Below are 18,093 nucleotides of genomic sequence, written 5' to 3'. Positions count from 1 at the left end.
TGGTTGGCTCGTCGCCAATCTGTCGGGGTTGCTGTTCTCCCCTGGTCAGGCCTTACTACACTTGCTCAGTGCAACGACAGCACCCACTGGATGGCCGCTTTCAGGTCTTCGTCGCTGATCTTGTCGGCGCCGTGCGGGGTCATCGGGATTTCGCCCCAGTTGCCGCTGCCGCCGTGGCGGACTTTGTCGAACAGTTTGCCGGGGGCGCTCTTGTCGCCGTGGTATTTGGCGGCGACGTCCTTGTAGGCCGGGCCGACGCGTTTGACGTCGACGGCGTGACAGGCGACGCAGCGGGCCTTTTTGACGATATTTTCGCCGTCGACCGCCTGGGCCGCGCTGGTGCCGGCGAGCAGGGTGCCGCTCAGAATGAGGGTGAATAGTTGTTTGTGCATGGATGTTTTCCGATGGTTAAACGACGCCGGTGGCCTGCAGTTCGGCCCATTCCGCATCGCTGAACAGGCGCGAGCGGGTGAGAAATGACTTGCCGGTGTTGCCTTCGAGCGAGAAGGTGCCGCCGTGGCCGGCGATGACGTCGATGATCAGTTGCGAGTGTTTCCAGTATTCGTACTGGGAGGCGCTGATGTAGAACGGCACGTCGCCGATGTGGCCGAGCTGGATGTCGTAGGGGCCGATGCTCAGGTCGGTTGGCAGGTAGCAGTTGGGCGAGCTGTTGTCGCAGCAGCCGCCGGACTGGTGAAACATCAGGGCCGGGCCGTATTGCTGTTTCAGGAGCTCGATCAGTTCGAGCGTTGCCGGGGTGGCGATGACGCGGTCGACCATGTGAATTTCCCGAAAACCGGTGTCTGAAAAAAAGGGGCGGTTGCCCGCCCCCGAAGTTTGCCCGCAACTGGGCTAGTGGAGGAGATGCAGCGTTGCGCGGTTAGAAGAAGCCCAGTTTCTGTTCGGCATAGCTGACCAGCAGGTTCTTCGTCTGTTGATAGTGGTCGAGCATGACCTTGTGGGTTTCGCGACCGATGCCCGATTCCTTGTAGCCGCCGAAGGCTGCGTGCGCCGGGTAGGCGTGGTAGCAGTTGGTCCACACGCGGCCGGCCTGGATGGCGCGACCCATGCGGTAGGCGACATTGCCGTTACGGCTCCAGACGCCGGCGCCAAGGCCATAGACGGTGTCGTTGGCGATGGCCAGGGCTTCGGCTTCGTCCTTGAAGGTGGTCACGGCCAGAACCGGCCCGAAGATTTCTTCCTGGAAGATGCGCATCTTGTTGTGGCCCTTGAACAGGGTCGGCTGGATGTAGTAACCGCCTTCGATGTCGCCGCCGAGGTGGGCGCGTTCGCCGCCAATCAGGCATTCGGCGCCTTCTTCCTTGCCGAGCTTGAGGTAGGACTGAATCTTTTCCATCTGGATCAGCGAAGCCTGGGCACCCATCATGGTGTCGGTGTCGAGCGGGCTGCCTTGCTTGATGGCGGCAACGCGCTTGAGGACGCGCTCGATGAACTTGTCGTAGATCGATTCCTGGATCAGGGCGCGGCTCGGGCAGGTACAGACTTCGCCCTGGTTGAAGGCGAACAGCACCATGCCTTCGATAGCCTTGTCGAGGAAGCCGTCATCCTTGTCCATGATGTCGGCGAAGAAGATGTTGGGCGACTTGCCACCCAGTTCCAGCGTCGCCGGGATCAGGTTGTTGGCAGCGGCCTGGGCGATGACGCGGCCGGTGACGGTGGAGCCGGTGAAGGCGATCTTGGCGATGCGCTTCGACGTGGCGAGCGGCATGCCGGCATCGCGACCGAAGCCGTTCACGATGTTGAGCACGCCCGGCGGCAGGATGTCGGCGATCAGTTCGGCGAGGACCAGGATGGAGATCGGGGTCGATTCGGCCGGCTTCAGCACGACGCAGTTGCCGGCGCCGATGGCCGGGGCCAGTTTCCAGGCAGCCATCAGGATCGGGAAGTTCCAGGGGATGATCTGGCCGACGACGCCGAGCGGCTCATGGATGTGATAAGCCATGGTGTTTTCGTCGATTTCCGAGATGCCGCCTTCCTGCGAGCGCAGGCAACCGGCGAAGTAACGGAAGTGGTCGACGGCGAGCGGGATGTCGGCGGCGAGGGTTTCGCGGATCGGCTTGCCGTTGTCTACGGTTTCGGCGTAGGCGAGCAGTTCGAGATTCTGTTCGAGACGGTCGGCGATCTTGAGCAGGATGTTGGAGCGGGTGGCGGCATCGGTCTTGCCCCACTTCGGGAAGGCAGCGTGCGCGGCATCCAGTGCCAGTTCGATGTCTTCAGCGGTCGACTGGGCTGCCTTGGTGTAAACCTTGCCGTTGACCGGGGTCACGACGTCGAAATATTGACCCTTGACCGGGGCGACCCATTTGCCGCCGATGAAGTTGTCGTATTGGGCCTTGTAGCTGATCTTGGCACCAGCGGCGCCGGGGGCTGCATAAATCATGGTTGTCTCCAGTTTTTGATTGGGTTGCGTAACGGGCCGATCCGGCTGAACTGCTGCAAGTTGCTCAGCCGTGTCTCGTGCCAGATAGTTCGCAACCGGCGTGCCAGGCCATGACTTTTGCAGAAAAAGGCTTATTAATCAGCAGGCGAGCCGAGTTGCCTGGCTTTTTTGCGACGCTTGGTCTGATCCGTTGCTGCTCAGGCGCTCAGCAAGTGTTCAGGAATGGAGCAGTTGCTTCCCGCGTCGGTGAGGCGTGGCGTCGCGGTCGGTGCAAAACTTCGTTTGGCGGATGGTGTCCGATATGTCGGATAATAAAAAATCAGATTTACGGCTTTTTCCGATGTCGACCGTCAGACCTCCCTTTTCGCATCCGCCTGATTGCCAGGACATGTCTTCCGCCGCCTCGCCGGTGACGGAGCGCCTGATGCCGCTGCACGACATGCGCGCCATCCTCGATCACGTGCCGGCCATGATCGGCTACTGGGATCGTGACCTGCGCAACCGCTTTGGCAATTGCGCCTATCAAACCTGGTTCGGCATTGATCCCGCGGTGCTGCCGGGCATGCACATCCGCGAGGTGATCGGCGAGGAGCGCTATCGTTTGAACCTGCCGTTCATCGAGGCGGCACTGCGCGGCGAGGAACAGGTTTTCGAACGGGTGATTCCGGATCCCGACGATGCATCGCGCCTGCGCCATTCTTTTGCGCACTACATTCCTGATATCGTCGATGGTGTAGTTCAGGGCTTTTACGTGCTGGTTTCCGACATTACGCCGATCAAGGAAATCGAAGCGGCCTACCAGGCCAGCGAGGCGCGTTACCGTGCCGTGCTGATGGATCAGACCGAGCTGATCAGCCGTATAAGCCGGGATGGCCGCTTTGTCTTCGTCAATGAGGTCTATTGCCGTTTCTTCGGTAAAGTCGAGAGCGAGTTGCTGGGTAAAAGCTGGCAGCCGGTCGTGCTGGCCGAGGATTTGCCATTGATCGAGGAAAAACTGCGGCAGATGACACCGGATCAGCCGGTGGTGAGCATCGAGAACCGCGTTTATTCGGGCGCAGGCGAGTTGCGCTGGATGCAGTTCGTCAATCGCGGTTTTTACGCACCAGACGGTCAACTGCTCGAAGTGCAGTCAATTGGTCGTGACATCACGGATCGCAAGAATGCGGAAAATGCCCTGCGCCGGACGCATGACGAGATGGAGCAGCGGGTTGTCGAGCGCACCGAGCAATTGCGCAATCTGGCCATCGAGGCGACGCTTTCGGAAGAGCGTGAGCGCCTCGCCATTGCCCGCGATCTGCATGACGAGCTCGGGCAGTTGTTGCATGTGGCCAAAATCAAGCTCGATACTCTGGGCAAGTCGCTGCCGGCCGAGCAAAGGGGAGCGGTCAGGGAGCTTGATACGCTGCTCGCCGATGCCAGTCGCCAGGTGCGTTCGCTGACCTCGCAACTGACGCCGCATGTCTTGCGCAATCTCGGTTTGCCTGCCGCCCTGCGCTGGTTGTGTGGTGAAATGCAAACGCACTATGGCCTGGAACTTGAGTGCGATGTCGATGACTTGCCTGCCGATATCGCGCTTTCGCCCGCCCAGGAAAGCATCCTGTTCCGCGGGGTGCGGGAGTTGCTGTTCAATGTTTTCAAACATGCCGGCAGCCCCTGTGCCCGGGTCAGCCTGAGTTGCGTTGCCGCGGAGTTGTGTATTGTGGTCGAGGACAAGGGCGTCGGCATGGCCGTCGTTGCGGCTGACGAGCGGTCTGCCGGTAGCGGCTTCGGCTTGCTCAGCATCCGCGAGCGCCTGGCCTATCTGGGCGGCAGCATGGTGATGGATAGCGGCAGCAGTGCCGGCCTCAAGGTTCTGCTCAGGATGCCTCTGCTGGCAAGCGCCGGTACAAGGATTGGAGAATGAAATGGCGATAAGGATTGCCCTGGTGGATGATCACCGGATGTTTCGCGATGTGCTGCGAATTGCCCTGGCTGCCGAGCCGGGGATAGAAGTCGTCGGCGAAGGCGGGAGCGGGGCTGAGGCGCTGGCACTGCTGTCGACGCTGCCCCTGGATGTCCTGGTCCTCGATATTGCCCTGCCCGACATGAGTGGTGTCGAGGTGGCACGCCGCGTCGGGCGGGATTATCCCGGTCTTGCCGTCATCGCCTTGTCGGGTTACGCCGATCGCCTGTTCATCGATGAAATGCTCAAAGCCGGGGCGCACGGCTACGTTCTCAAGTCGGCTGGTGCCGACGAATTGGTCATGGCAATTCGTGCGGTTGCCGGTGGCCGGCTTTTCCTTTCCGCCGAGGTTGCCGACTGCATGCTGAACCGGCTTGCCGCCGGCCAGCCGGGGGTGACGCCGCCGGTCACCGTGCTCGGCAAGCGCGAGCAGGATGTCCTGCGCCTGATCGCTGCCGGCAAGCGTTCGGCCGAGATCGCCAGCGCGCTGGGGGTGGCGATTGGTACGGTGAGCGTGCATCGCAGCAATCTGAAAAAGAAGCTGGGCCTGACGTCGACCGCCGAGCTGACCCGCTATGCCATTCGGGAAGGTTTGCATGCGAGTTGAATTTTTCGACTGCTGGCTATATACAAGTGCATAGCAATATTATTTGTTAGTTGTAATTGTCTTGCTGATACGTAAAGACTATCTTGCCCGGCACAAGTACAGGTTTGACCTGAAAAAGCGGCCGCATCTTCCCGAGTATGCAATTTGTTTTTTTCGCGATGGCCTGTGAATAGCTGCGGTCTGTCTGCAGTCCGGGGCGAGGAAAATCAGGGGGAAGTTCATGAGCATAGCCAAACGTCTGGCCATTCTGGTCATCTCATCCATCGTGGCGCTGCTGTTGCTCGCCGGAATCAATCATCAGCAGATGAACCGGGTGTTCGAGGCGACCAACTTCAGCAACGTCAACGTTGTACCCAGTATCAGGATACTGAACGAGGTGATGCTCGATTTCAGCCGCATTCGCATCCGTGTCTATCGCCATGTCTTGGCCAATGATGCGAAATCCATGGCGGAAGTGGAAAAGACCATCCAGGAGGCGCGCGACAAGACCGACAAGGCGCTGCGTGAATACGAAAAATTCCTCAGTGACGACGAGGACAAGCGCCTGCTTGAGGCCGAGCGCGCCTTGTTTGTCGAATACAACGCCGATGTCGAGCGGACGCTTGCGATTTCCCGTCAGAACAAGAAGGAAGAGGCGATTGCCGATCTGAAAAATGCGGCGGCGGTGGCCGGGAAGCTGAACGATGCGCTGGTGGCGCACATGAAATTCAACGACGACTTTGGCCAGAAGTCCGCCGCCGAGGGCGAGGCAGCCAAAAACCGGGCGGACTGGATATCGGTCGTCATCACCTTGCTGGCATTGGCAACCATGGCCGCACTTGGTACCGCCATCGTGCGCAGCCTGGTGGCGCGGGTGGAAAAAGCCAACCAGCTCGCCGAGCGTATTGCAGCCGGTGATCTGAGCCAGTCGGCGAGCAGCGAGACCGGTGATGACGAAGTTGGCCGCCTGCTGCAGTCGCTGGAAAAAATGCGCGCCGATCTGGCCAGCACCATTCGCGATATCGTCGCGCAGGCCAATACCGTGCAGGCTTCGGCCAGCCAGGTGTCGGCCGCGGCGCATCAGGTGGCGATCAGCAGCGAAAACCAGTCGCAATCGACGTCTTCTGCCGCCGCGGCGGTCGAGGAACTGACGGTCAGTATCGATCACGTTGGCAGCAGTGCCGACGATGCCAGCGAGCGGGCGCGCAGTGCCGAACAAATGGCGGTTTCCGGCGCGCACGATGTCGACCAGGCGTCGCAGCAGGTGGTCGATGTCGCGCATCGGGTCGATGAGACGGCCGGTCAGATCCAGTCGCTCTCCGAGCAGGTGCAGAAGATCGGCAACATCACCGTGGTCATCCGCGACGTCGCCGATCAGACCAACCTGCTGGCGCTCAATGCCGCGATCGAGGCGGCCCGGGCCGGCGAGCAGGGGCGTGGCTTTGCCGTGGTGGCCGACGAGGTGCGCAAGCTGGCCGAGCGCACGACGCAGTCGGTGCAGGAAATCACTTTGATGGTCTCCGGTATCCAGGGCGATGCCGTCAAGGCGGTGCACAGCATGCAAGGCAGTCGTCAGGTGGTCAATGACGTGGTCGCCAGCGCCGAACGCGCCAGCGGCTCGATGCAGGGCATCCGCGCTTCGTCGGAAACCGTGCAGTCGTCGATTGCCGGCATTTCCGATGCCCTGCGCGAGCAGCGTGCCGCGTCGGTCGAACTGTCGCGCAATGTCGAAGCCATCGCCCAGATGTCGGAAGAAAACTCGAGCGCCGTCGCCTCGGTGTCCGAAACTGCGCATCAGCTGGAAAGCGTTGCCGTCAACCTGAAAAACAGCGTGTCGCGTTTCCGCTTCTGACGGTTTTGCCGGTTTTTCACCGGTCGACCGCCGGAAAACCCGGTTTTTGCCTGAGCCAATGAAAAATCCCCGGGGAGTGCCCGGGGATTTTTTTGCATCAGGTCGGGATCAGAACTTGACGTTCATCCCGACATAGAGCGAGCGGCCCATGCCGGGAACGGTGTAGCCAAGCGGCGGGTTGCCGGTCGAGGTCCAGGTGGTATTGGTGCCGCCCAGCGACATTGTCTTCCCCTGGCCGATGTAGGCACCGCCGAGCGGCAGCGAGTATTGCTTGTCGAAGGCGTTTTCAATGCCGAAGTCGAAGCGCAGGTTTTTCCAGGTGTAGCTGCCGCGCAGGTTGAGCAGCGCATAGCCGCCGGTTTTCGTCTCGTTGCGTACCGAGGAGACGTCGTTCTTGGCGCTGACCAGTTGTTCCTCCACGGTCGTCGACCAGTTGCCCAGACGATGGTCGATCGCCAGGCGGGCATTGAGCGGCATGATGTTGTACAGGTTGTCGCCGGTCGTCAGATTTTTGCCGTCGACATAGGCGATGATGCCGCGCGCCGTGAAGTCGCCGATGCCGGCGATGCGGCCGAGTGCCATGTAGCCGGAGAGATCGATCCCGAACAGGCGGGCATCCTGATTGACCAGCTTCAGGTAGTTGTACTGGGTCGAGGTGCAGGCACGCACTGTCGTGTCGCAGGCGGCGTCGATATAGTTCTCGACGTAGCTGTAGTAAGGCGTTGCCTTGACACCCCAGGAATTCTTGTCGGCGCCGTGCCAGTCGCCGGTGAAGCTGACGGTGTGGGCGACTTCCGGCTTGAGGTCGAGATTGCCGCGGTAGCCGTTGCCGTCATTGACCCAGTTGTTCATGGTCATCGCCATCATGCCGTTCGACCAGGTGTAGCGTTCGTACAGGCTGGGCGAGCGTGTCTTGCGCGAATAGCCGCCCTCGTAGCTCTGGTTTGCATCCGGCGTGTAGCGGGCAAGGGCGCTGAGGTCGATGTTGTGGTCGGTACGGCTGCGCTCGGCCGCGTTGAAGTAGCCGGCCTTGCCTTCCGTCGTGCCGGCATAGGTGGCCGTCGTGTTATAGCCTTGAATCTCGTCGGCATTCATCATCACCGTGCTGCTGCGTATTCCGATCTGGGTTGTCCAGCGGGCAGTCCAGGCGGCCTCCCATTCGCCGAACAGATCGAAACGATCGCGCTGACCGTTGTTGATGTTCCAGAAGGTATTCGGTTGCATGCCGCCTGTCATGTTGCCACCCGCATCGTAGCCGAAGGAGGCCGGCCACCAGTCGTTCAGGCGATAGCGCTGGTATTCGCCGCCGACCCGGAACAGGTCGCGTTCGGAGTGATTGATTTCTGCCTTGACGACGAGGCCGCTGTTCTTGCCCTCGGTATTCATCGGCATGCCGGGAATCATCACCGGGTTGGCAGTCGAGCCATACCAATACATCTTGTCTTCCATGAAGTTCATCTCGTGTTTCGTTTCTTCATGGTAGGCGCGGGCTTCCAGCTTGCCCCAGTCGTATTTGCCGGTATAGGCGAGGTTGACCTGAGTGCTCTTGTTGTCGGTCATGTCCATGTGCTGGTTGGGGAACCCCTGATAAGGGATGTGCTGGTAGCCGAGCTTGAGTTCAAGCAGATGCTTGTCCAGTCGATAGGCCAGGCCCAATGCGTGGTTCTCGGCTTTGTAAGCGGTCGACGCCACTTCGTCGCCCGGAATCAGGTGGCTACCGGCGGTTGTGTAAGTGGCAAGGACATCGTTCTTGAATGCTTTCGCCGACTTGTAATTCTGCGACTCGGCGGTCGAGCCGCTGTAAGTGAGGCTCAGGTTCTCGTTGGCGATCGCTGCCGCGGCATTGACCCCCCAGGCGTTGCCGTTCGAGCGGTAGAAAGTGCCGAGTTCGCCGCTCGTCAGCAGGCCTTCGCCGGCCCTGGCGAAGCGCGGTTCGCGCGACTTGACGATGATGCTGCCGCCGATGCTGTCGCCACCGACGCTGACCGGCGTGATGCCGGTGTACACCTTGATCTGCTCGACATTGCTCGGGTCGATGTAGGAGAGCGGCGAGTTCATGTGATTGGCACAGGCCGAGATCAGGTCCATGCCGTCCACCTTGATGCGCAGGCGGTCGTCGGCCAGGCCGTGGATGGCGGGCAGGCTCGATACGCCGCCGGCGCTGTTCAGGCTGACGCCGGGAACGTCCTTGAGCAGTGTCGCGGTATCGCTGGTCGCCGGGCGCTGGGTGCGAACCTGTTCATTGCTGACCGAGTCGGATTGCGCAGCGATACCGTCGGTACGGCTGGCGCGCACCAGCACGTTGTCCATGACCTGATCCGGAGTGCCGGTATGGGCTGCGGTCTGGCTGAAGGCTGACGATGAAAAGACGAGCGCCATGGCGGCGACTAATGGATGGATGCGCAAGAGCATGGATTTCCCCGGTAATTTTTAACCGGCGGATTCTCTTAGAGTTGATTGCGCACAGGAATGCGGCAAATTGCCGCATATGACATCGGCGAATTTTTGCTGCGAAACAGGACTTGCCGCTGATCAGCAGAATAGCAGCGGTTTTGCTACTGCGACGGTGATGCTGGCAGCCGACTCAGCGCTGGTGATTCATCAAGGCCTTGAGTCCATTGACATCGAGAATGCGGATGTGTTTCTGCTGCACGGCGATGTAGCCTTCTTCCTGGAAGCGCGAGAAGGCGCGCGACACGGTTTCGAGCTTGAGGCCGAGGTAGCTGCCGATTTCCTCGCGCGTCATGCGCAGGTAGAACTCGGCATGCGAGAAACCACGTGCCGTGAAACGTTGCGACAGGTTGAGCAGGAAGGCGGCGAGGCGCTCCTCGGCGCGCATCGTGCCGAGCAGCATCATGACGCCGTGATCGCGCACGATTTCGCGGCTCATCACCTTGTGGAAATGGTGCTGCAGATTGTGGATTTCGCGCGACAGGCTTTCCAGCCGGGAGAAGGGAATCGAGCAGATTTCGCTGTCTTCGAGGGCGATCGCATTGCAGGTGTGAAATTCGGTGCTGATGCCATCCAGGCCTAGCAGTTCGCCGGCCATCTGGAAGCCGGTTACCTGATCGCGACCATCCTCAAGCAGTACGTCGGTCTTGAAAAAGCCGCTGCGGATCGCGTAGATCGAATCGAACGTTTCGCCGGCCCGGTACAGGTGGTCGCCGCGCTTGATCCGGCGCCGGGTCGAGATCAGGTCATCAAGGCGTTCCAACTCCTCAAGGCTGAGCCCGAAGGGCAGGCAAAGCTCGCGCAGGTTGCAGTTCGAACATGCCGTCTTGATGACGGAGAGGGAAATTTCCTGAATGGCCGTGTTTTGGGGCATTATCAACCTGCGTTCGCTTGATCCAAGTCAACGGAAATTGTGCAGCGCCGCAACATAATCCAATCAAAATTTGCCGGTATGTTTAATGAATTTCGCAACTGAAAACCTCGTCTTCGATCCTCAGATCATTCGCCGCTTCGATGTGAACGGCCCCCGCTATACATCGTACCCGACAGCGGACCGATTCGTTGAGGCTTTCGATTCGGACGCCGCCAAACTGTGGCTGGGCAAGCGCAACATCGGCGGTATCAGCCGACCGCTCTCATTATACTTCCACATCCCCTTCTGCAACACCATCTGTTACTACTGCGCCTGCAACAAGATCATTACCAAGGATCATGCCCGTAGCGGCAAGTATCTGAAGTACCTGGCCAAGGAGCTGGACATGCAAGCGGCCTGCCTGGAAGGGCGCGACGGCGAGCACGAGGTCATCCAGCTGCATTGGGGCGGCGGTACGCCGACCTTCCTGTCGCACGACGAAATGCGCCAACTGATGGGCGAGACGCGCAAGCACTTCAAGTTGCTCGAAGGCGGCGAATATTCGATCGAAGTCGATCCGCGCAAGGTCGATACGGCTACTGTGGCGCTGCTTGGTGAGCTCGGCTTCAACCGGATGAGCGTCGGTGTCCAGGACTTCGACGAAAAAGTTCAGGTTGCGGTCAACCGCGTGCAGAGCGAGGAAGAAACCTACAGCGTGATCCGCGATGCGCGTGCCAACGGCTTCAAGTCGATCTCGATCGACCTGATCTACGGTTTGCCGCACCAGTCGGTGATGGGTTTCAACCGGACGCTGGAGCGCGTTCTGGCGATGGATCCGGATCGCCTGTCGATCTACAACTATGCGCACATGCCCAGCCTGTTCAAGCCGCAGCGCCGGATCAACGATGACGACCTGCCGTCGGCCGATACCAAGCTGCAGATCCTTGCGCTGGCGATCAAGAAGCTGACTGAAGCCGGGTACGTCTATATCGGCATGGACCACTTTGCCAAGCCGGACGACGAACTCGCCGTGGCCCAGCGCCAGGGGCGTTTGCACCGCAATTTTCAGGGCTATTCGACCTACGCCGACTGCGACATGCTGTCTTTCGGTATCTCGTCGATCAGCAAGGTCGGGCCGACCTACAGCCAGAACGTCAAGACGGCGGAAGAGTATTACGACCGTCTCGATGCCGATCTGCTGCCGGTCTTCCGTGGTATCGAGCTGACTGCCGACGACATCCTGCGCCGTTCGATCATCCAGGCCCTGATGTGTCATTTCGAACTCTCCATCGAGTCGATCGAAAGCTCGCACCTGATCGATTTCCACAAGTATTTCGCCGACGAACTCGAGGAAATGCGCGAGATGGAGCGTGGTGGTCTGCTCAAGATCGAGCGCGACTGGATTACTGTTCTGCCGCCGGGGCGGATGTTGGTCCGTGTCATTTCCATGGTCTTCGACCGTTATCTGCGTGCCGATCGGCAGCGCAAGCGCTACTCGAAAGTGATCTGAACGGGGTGTCGGCATCGGGGCGGCGGGTTAAACTGCCGCTCATGATGTCACCCTCGTTTTTTCATGCCTGATTCCGGCTTTCTCGCGCTGTTCCTGGTCGGCCTGCTTGGCGGCACGCACTGTGTCGGCATGTGTGGCGGCATTGTCGGTGCCCTGTCGATGGGGGCGCCGGCACGCTGGTCGATGCATCTCGCCTATAACGCCGGGCGCATCCTCTCCTATGTCATCGCCGGCGCCATTGCCGGTGCGCTTGGCGCGGCCAGTCTGGGCCTCGAAGGCCAGGTGCCGGTTCGCCTTGTTCTCTATTTTCTTGCCAACCTGATGCTGGTTGCGCTCGGCTTTTATCTGCTGGGGGTGACCAGTACCCTGGCTTTTACCGAGCGCTTTGGTCAGCATCTGTGGCGTATGCTGCAGCCGCTGACGCGTCGGTTCTTGCCGGCGCGCAGCGTGCAGCAGGCCTTTCCGCTCGGTCTGCTGTGGGGCTGGTTGCCCTGTGGCCTGGTCTATAGTGCCCTGGCCAGCGCCCTGACGGCCGGGACAGCCGGGCGCGGTGCCTTGCTGATGCTGGCTTTCGGTCTTGGAACCTTGCCAAATCTGCTGCTCGCAGGCATCGTGTTGGCAAGGTTGAACGAGTTTGTTCGCCGGCCTGCGGTCCGCTTGTCTTCCGGGCTGCTGGTTCTCGGTTTCGGTCTGTATGGCTTGCTTGGGCTGATGCGCTTGCTGCACTGGATTTAGGATGCACGATGACGATTAAAATTCTTCTGCCGGTTGATGGTTCGGCCTGTTCGCTGCGCGCTGTCGACCATTTGCTGGCGCACGCCGCCTGGTTTGCCGAGGTGCCCGAAGTGCATTTGCTGCACGTGCATCCGCCGATTCCGATCGGTCGTGTGCAGGCCCATATCGGCAAGGAAACCTTGCATGGCTATTACCTCGAAGAGGGCCAGGCCAGTTTGCTCGATGCGCAAAAGAAGCTCGATGCCGCCGCTCGTTTCCATACCACGCACATCCACGTCGGGCAGCCGGCCGAAGTGATTGCTCACGTTGCCACTGAACTGGGCTGCGACCTGATCATCATGGGCACGCATGGGCAAAGTGCGCTGGCCGGCGTGTTGACCGGTTCGGTTGCGACGCGCGTCCTGCATCTGGCGCCTTGCCCGGTCTTGCTGGTCAAATGAGCGAGCCGGAGGGCGGGCGGGTCGTCGAGTTTTCGATTGGCGGTATGACCTGCGCGGCCTGTTCGGCGCGCCTGGAAAAGGTACTCAATCGTCAGCCCGGCATGCAGGCCAACGTCAATCTGGCGGCTGAACGCGCGCGGATTCGCTTGGCCGGAACGGCCGATGAAGCGGCCGTGGTGGCGGCGGTGGCGAAAGCTGGTTTTTCCGCGGCCGTGGTCGATGGACAAACCCGGGCGCGGGAAAAAGCGGAAAAACAGCGCGTCTACCGTCGGGAAATCCGCCAGTTCCAGATTGCCGTTGCCTTGAGTCTGCCGCTGGTCGGGCAGATGTTCTTCATGTTCGGCGAGCACGGCCAGCACAATGAATTGCCGCGCTGGCTGCAGTTTTTGCTGGCAACGCCGGTCCAGTTCTGGATCGGCTGGCGTTTCTATGCCGGCGCGTTCAAGGCGTTGCGCGGCGGCGGGGCCAACATGGATGTGCTGGTCGCGCTCGGCACCAGCATGGCCTGGGGTTTCTCGGCCGTGGTCACCTTGTTCGCTCTTGATCAGCACGTCTATTTCGAAGGCGGCGCGGCCGTCATTACCCTGGTTCTGCTCGGCAAGTTGCTTGAAGCGCGGGCCAAGGCGCATACCTCGGAGGCGATTGAGGCCTTGATCCGCCTGCAGCCGAAAACGGCGCGCGTCGAGCGTGACGGGCAATGGATTGAAATGCCGGTCGATGCGCTGATGCCGGGCGATATCTTCATGGTTCGGCCGGGTGAGAGCGTGCCGGTTGATGGCGAAGTGGTCGATGGCGACTCCAGCGTCAATGAATCCATGCTCACCGGCGAAAGCATGCCGGTCGGCAAGTCGACCGGTGACCGCGTCTTCGCGGCGACGGCCAACGGTCAGGGCGCCTTGCGCTGCCGGGCGACCGGGGTTGGCGAACAGACCCTGCTCGCCGGCATCATCCGCCTGGTCGGCGAGGCGCAGGGCTCGAAAGCGCCGGTGCAGCGTCTGGCTGACCGGATTTCGGCGATCTTCGTGCCGGTCGTATGTGCGATTGCGCTGGGCACTTTTGCCGGCTGGTGGTGGTATTCGGCCGATTTCGCCACGGCCCTGGTCAATGCCGTGGCGGTGCTGGTGATTGCCTGTCCGTGTGCGCTCGGGCTGGCGACGCCGACTGCGATCATGGTCGGTACCGGGCAGGGGGCGCGGGCCGGCGTTCTGGTCAGGAATGCCGAAGCACTGGAGCGTGCCGAACGGATCACGGTGCTGGCGCTCGACAAGACCGGCACGCTGACCCTGGGCGAGCCGCAGGTGGTTGATCTGCAAGTCATGCAGGGCAGCGCGGCTGAAGTGCTGCGTCTGGCCGCGGCGCTGGAGCAGGGCTCCGAGCATCCGCTGGCGCGGGCTATCTTGGCGCGGGGCTCGACGGTTGACTTGCCACAATGTGTCGATTTCAAGGCGCATGCCGGTTTTGGTGTCAGTGGCAGCGTCGATGGTCTGGCCCTGCGCTTGGGGGCGCCTGCCTGGTTTGGCATTGACGGCGACGCTCGCGTCCAGTCTCTGCAACAATCCGGCAAGACTGTCGTGGTCTTGTTTGGTGGCGATCAGTTGCTGGCGATTTTTGCCATCGCCGATGCCTTGCGTCCGACTTCGCCGGCGGCGGTGCGTCGTCTGCGCGAACGCGGAATTCGGGTGGTGATGTTGACTGGCGACAACATTGTTACGGCGGCTGCGATTGCGGCCGAAGCCGGAATCGCCGAATTCCGGGCCGGCATCCTGCCCGGCGAGAAAGCCGCGGCACTGGCCGAATTGAAGGCTGGCGGAGCCCTGGTGGCGATGGTCGGAGACGGCATCAACGACGCACCGGCCCTGGCGGCAGCCGATGTCAGCTTCGCGATTGGCGCCGGTTCCGATGCGGCGATCGAGGCGGCCGACCTGACCCTGATTCGCAGCGACCTGAACGGCGTTGCCGATGCCATCTCGCTTTCCGCCGCGACACTGGGCAAAATCCGGCAAAACCTTTTCTTCGCATTCATTTACAATGTGGCGGGAATTCCACTGGCTGCAATGGGATTTCTTAATCCGGTCGTGGCGGGGGCTGCGATGGCGATGAGTTCGGTATCCGTGGTGTCGAATTCGCTGCTGTTGAAACGCTGGCGGCCGGGAAAATAACAGGCAAAAGGGGAGCAGGAGTTTCGATGACCGTTGCGGGCGGGGGGCGAGTGCAGGAACCGTTGCTTGTGGCGGACGCTGCTGCCAATCTTCTGGCTGAGCAGGAAGCCCATTTTCTGGCAACCATGGATGCGGCGCAGGTCGGCATCTTTGTCGTGCAGGACCGCCTGTTCAAATACGTCAATCCCTGTTTCCTGCGCCTGTTCGGTTTTACGGCCGAAGAGCTGGTTGACCGCAAGGGGCCGCTCGACCTGATCATTCCCGAGCAGCATCCCTTCGTCCTCGATCAGATGCAGCTGCGTGCGGCGGGCGTCAGCGGTCACAATTACGAGCTGACCGCCGTGCATCAGAATGGCTCGACCTTTCCCGTGCAGATCCTCGGTTCGCCATCGTCTTATGGCGGGCGGGCGGCTTCGGTCGGTACCCTGCTCGATCTCTCGGCGCAGAAAGCGGCCGAGCGCAGAATCCGCGAATTGGCCGATTTTGATCCGTTGACCGGTCTGCCCAACCGGCGTCTGCTGCGCGACCGCTTTGCCCAGTTGCTGGCTGCTGCCGAGCGCGAAGAGGGCGAAATCGCGCTGATCTTTCTCGATCTCGATCATTTCAAGCGGATCAACGACTCGCTCGGCCACAGCGTCGGCGACGACTTGTTGTGCGAGGTTTCCGGGCGCCTGTCGGCGGCGGTGCGGCGCATCGATACGCTGGCCCGGCTGGGCGGCGACGAATTCATTTTTGCGCTGCCGGGCATCCACGCGGCAGCGGCGGCCGAAGTGGCGCGGCGTCTGCTCGATGTCTGCGTGACGCCTTTCGTGGTCGGCGGGCATGAACTGACGATCACGCCATCGCTCGGGATCAGCATTTATCCGCAGGATGGCAAGGATCTCGAAACCCTGCTCAAGAATGCCGATGCGGCGATGTACCGGGCCAAGGAAGTCGGGCGCAATACTTTCCAGTTCTACGCCAGCGAGATGAATACGGCGACGCTGGAACGCCTGTTGATGGAAAGCAATCTGCGTCGCGCGCTGAACCAGAACGAATTCGTTCTCTATTACCAGCCCCTGGTCAATCTGCAGAGCGGCCTGATCATCGGCGTCGAGGCGCTGATCCGCTGGATGCATCCGGATCTCGGCTTGATCATGCCGGATCGTTTCATCCACGTCGCCGAAGAGACCGGCCTGATCAATCCGATTGGCGACTGGGTGCTGTGCGAAGCCTGTCGCCAGGCGCAGGCCTGGTGCGACGCCGGCTTGCCGCCGATCACCATGGCGGTGAATGTGGCGCCCGTGCAGTTCCGCCAGGCCGGCTTTGTCGCCGTCGTTGCCGGCGCGCTCGCCACCTCGGGCCTGGAGGCGGCTCGGCTGGAGCTGGAAGTGACCGAACGCACCGTGATGTACGATGCCGACATCAATCTCGGTACACTGTCGGCGTTGCACCGGATGGGCGTCGAGTTGTCGCTCGATGACTTCGGTACGGGTTACTCTTCGCTCGCCTATCTGAAGCGCTTCCCGGTCGGCAAACTGAAAATCGACCGCTCTTTCATCAATGATCTGGAAGTCGATTCGGATGACCGGGCGATTGCCTCGACCATCGTCAGCATGGGGCGCAACCTGCGCCTGACCGTGCTCGCCGAAGGGGTCGAAAATGCCGAGCAGCTTGCCCTGTTGCGCCAGATGGGCTGTGACATGGCGCAGGGTTTTCACTTCAGCCGCGCCTTGCCGGCCGAGGCGATCGCCAGGCTGTTGGCCGAACAACCTTTTTTGAACAAGGAAGCATGATGGAAACTACGCAGATCAAGATCGGTGGCATGAGCTGCCAGGGCTGTGTCAAGAATATTGGCGGCGTGCTCGGCGCGCTGGCCGGTGTTGCCTCCGCCGAAGTGTCGCTGGAAGCGGCCGCGGCGACGGTGGCTTTCGACCCGCAGGTGGTCAGTCGCGCAGCGCTGCTCGATGCGATCGAAGATGCCGGCTTCGACGCCGAGTAATCGCGCGTCCGGAAGCTGTAATTGGAATTGTTGTTGAAGCACAGAAGTCAGGGAGAAACAGGCGTGCCAGAATCCGAAATCAAACTTACCCGTCTATCGCACGGTGGCGGTTGCGGCTGCAAGATTGCGCCGGACGTGCTGCAACGGATACTGGCCAACACCACGCCGGGCATCATCCCGTCGCAACTGCTGGTTGGAACCGAAACCAGCGACGATGCCGCGGTCTATCAGATCAACGGCCAGCAGGCGATTGTCGCGACCACCGATTTCTTCATGCCGATTGTCGATGATCCGCATGATTTCGGCCGTATTGCCGCGACCAACGCGATATCCGACGTCTATGCCATGGGCGGCACGCCGCTTTTCGCTCTCGCCCTGGTCGGCATGCCGGTCAAGGTGCTGCCGGAAGAAACGATCGGTCGGATTCTCGAAGGCGGGGCGGCGGTTTGCCGCGCGGCGGGCATTCCGATTGCCGGCGGTCATACCATCGATTCGGTCGAGCCGATTTATGGCCTGGTTGTCATCGGCCTGGTCAATCCGGCGCATCTCAAGCGCAATTCAACGGCCCGGCCGGGCGACAAGCTGATCCTCGGCAAGGCGCTCGGGGTCGGCGTGTACAGCGCGGCGCTGAAAAAGGACGGCCTTTCCGAGAGCGAATATCAATCCATGCTCGAAAGCACCACCCAGCTCAATACGCCGGGGCCGGTGCTGGCCTGTCTTGATGGCGTGCACGCGGTGACCGATGTCACCGGCTTCGGCCTGCTCGGGCACCTGATGGAAGTCTGCAAGGGCAGTGGCTTGCGTGCCGAACTGAATTTTGCCGATGTGCCCTTGTTGCCCAAGGCCATGGAGTTCGCGCAACAGGGGAGTGTCACCGGCGCGTCCGGGCGCAACTGGACGAGCTACGGGGGCGGCGTCCAGCTGGCGGCCCATCTGGGCGATGCCGAGCGTGCCTTGCTGACCGATCCGCAGACTTCGGGCGGTCTGCTCGTCACCTGCACACCGGAAACGGTGACCGAAGTGCTGTCGATTTTCCTGCAGCAGGGCTTCAGCCATGTTTCGGTGATCGGCGAGCTGGCTGAGGGTGAGCCGGGAGTTACCGTCGCCTGAGTCGCAGGGCGGTATTCGGCAGGCAAAAACAGGTTTTTTGCGGGGTTGACCGCTGGCGCAGCCAGCGGGAGCC

Annotated in this window: 15 protein-coding genes; 10 read left to right on the top strand and 5 right to left on the bottom strand. The window is 61.1% G+C overall.

Annotated elements, in window-relative coordinates; genetic code table 11:
* Window positions 1-65 precede the first annotated feature (65 nt).
* From KIG99_RS04900 to exaC, 3 genes are all read right to left on the bottom strand, one after another.
* On the bottom strand, window positions 66-392 hold the full coding sequence (locus tag KIG99_RS04900; protein WP_226459124.1) for a c-type cytochrome: 327 nt from the start codon (window positions 390-392) through the stop codon (window positions 66-68).
* Between the two features lie 16 nt (window positions 393-408).
* Entirely contained in the window at window positions 409-780 is a 372-nt protein-coding gene (locus KIG99_RS04895) for a DUF779 domain-containing protein (protein ID WP_226459123.1), read from the bottom strand.
* 100 nt (window positions 781-880) lie between these two features.
* Window positions 881-2,401, bottom strand: a complete 1,521-nt coding sequence (gene exaC / locus KIG99_RS04890) for an acetaldehyde dehydrogenase ExaC (protein ID WP_226440878.1) — start codon at window positions 2,399-2,401, stop codon at window positions 881-883.
* 388 nt (window positions 2,402-2,789) lie between these two features.
* On the opposite strand from exaC, the gene KIG99_RS04885 reads away from it, so the two are divergent.
* From KIG99_RS04885 to KIG99_RS04875, 3 genes are all read left to right on the top strand, one after another.
* Entirely contained in the window at window positions 2,790-4,304 is a 1,515-nt protein-coding gene (locus KIG99_RS04885) for a PAS domain-containing sensor histidine kinase (protein WP_226459122.1), read from the top strand.
* Between the two features lies 1 nt (window position 4,305).
* Entirely contained in the window at window positions 4,306-4,950 is a 645-nt protein-coding gene (locus KIG99_RS04880) for a response regulator (protein WP_226459121.1), read from the top strand.
* A gap of 220 nt (window positions 4,951-5,170) precedes the next feature.
* A complete protein-coding gene (locus KIG99_RS04875) occupies window positions 5,171-6,781 on the top strand; it encodes a methyl-accepting chemotaxis protein (protein WP_226459120.1) in 1,611 nt (536 codons plus the stop codon).
* Window positions 6,782-6,889: 108 nt separating this feature from the next.
* Here the strand turns inward: KIG99_RS04875 and KIG99_RS04870 are convergent, their stop codons facing one another.
* Window positions 6,890-9,193 carry a TonB-dependent receptor gene (locus KIG99_RS04870; RefSeq protein ID WP_226459119.1) on the bottom strand — a complete coding sequence of 768 codons (2,304 nt, stop codon included), beginning with the start codon at window positions 9,191-9,193 and terminating at the stop codon, window positions 6,890-6,892.
* Between the two features lie 172 nt (window positions 9,194-9,365).
* On the bottom strand, window positions 9,366-10,106 hold the full coding sequence (fnr, locus tag KIG99_RS04865) for a fumarate/nitrate reduction transcriptional regulator Fnr (RefSeq protein WP_226459118.1): 741 nt from the start codon (window positions 10,104-10,106) through the stop codon (window positions 9,366-9,368).
* Between the two features lie 85 nt (window positions 10,107-10,191).
* Between fnr and hemN the strand changes: the two genes are divergently transcribed.
* From hemN to selD, 7 genes are all read left to right on the top strand, one after another.
* Window positions 10,192-11,595, top strand: coding sequence for an oxygen-independent coproporphyrinogen III oxidase (hemN, locus tag KIG99_RS04860; RefSeq protein WP_226459117.1), 1,404 nt, complete (start codon window positions 10,192-10,194; stop codon window positions 11,593-11,595).
* A gap of 63 nt (window positions 11,596-11,658) precedes the next feature.
* Entirely contained in the window at window positions 11,659-12,330 is a 672-nt protein-coding gene (locus KIG99_RS04855; protein ID WP_226459116.1) for a sulfite exporter TauE/SafE family protein, read from the top strand.
* Window positions 12,331-12,338: 8 nt separating this feature from the next.
* Window positions 12,339-12,770 carry a universal stress protein gene (locus tag KIG99_RS04850; protein WP_226459115.1) on the top strand — a complete coding sequence of 144 codons (432 nt, stop codon included), beginning with the start codon at window positions 12,339-12,341 and terminating at the stop codon, window positions 12,768-12,770.
* Window positions 12,767-14,929: a heavy metal translocating P-type ATPase gene (locus KIG99_RS04845; RefSeq protein WP_226459114.1), complete on the top strand. Its 2,163-nt coding sequence runs from the start codon at window positions 12,767-12,769 to the stop codon at window positions 14,927-14,929. Before KIG99_RS04850 ends, KIG99_RS04845 begins: the two co-directional genes overlap by 4 nt.
* 26 nt (window positions 14,930-14,955) lie before the next feature.
* Complete coding sequence (locus KIG99_RS04840) at window positions 14,956-16,704, top strand: putative bifunctional diguanylate cyclase/phosphodiesterase (protein ID WP_226459113.1); 1,749 nt, start codon at window positions 14,956-14,958, stop codon at window positions 16,702-16,704.
* Complete coding sequence (locus KIG99_RS04835; protein WP_226459112.1) at window positions 16,704-16,910, top strand: heavy-metal-associated domain-containing protein; 207 nt, start codon at window positions 16,704-16,706, stop codon at window positions 16,908-16,910. The genes KIG99_RS04840 and KIG99_RS04835 overlap by 1 nt, the downstream gene beginning before the upstream one ends.
* A gap of 63 nt (window positions 16,911-16,973) precedes the next feature.
* The gene (selD, locus tag KIG99_RS04830) at window positions 16,974-18,020 is read left to right on the top strand and encodes a selenide, water dikinase SelD (RefSeq protein WP_226459111.1); all 1,047 of its coding nucleotides are present in this window, start codon (window positions 16,974-16,976) and stop codon (window positions 18,018-18,020) included.
* Window positions 18,021-18,093: the final 73 nt, after the last annotated feature.

The organism is Quatrionicoccus australiensis, assembly GCF_020510425.1.
In the GTDB taxonomy this organism is placed as follows: domain Bacteria; phylum Pseudomonadota; class Gammaproteobacteria; order Burkholderiales; family Rhodocyclaceae; genus Azonexus; species Azonexus australiensis_A.
Note: the sequence above shows the minus strand (reverse complement) of the source record. Positions and strands in the feature narration are given on the sequence as shown.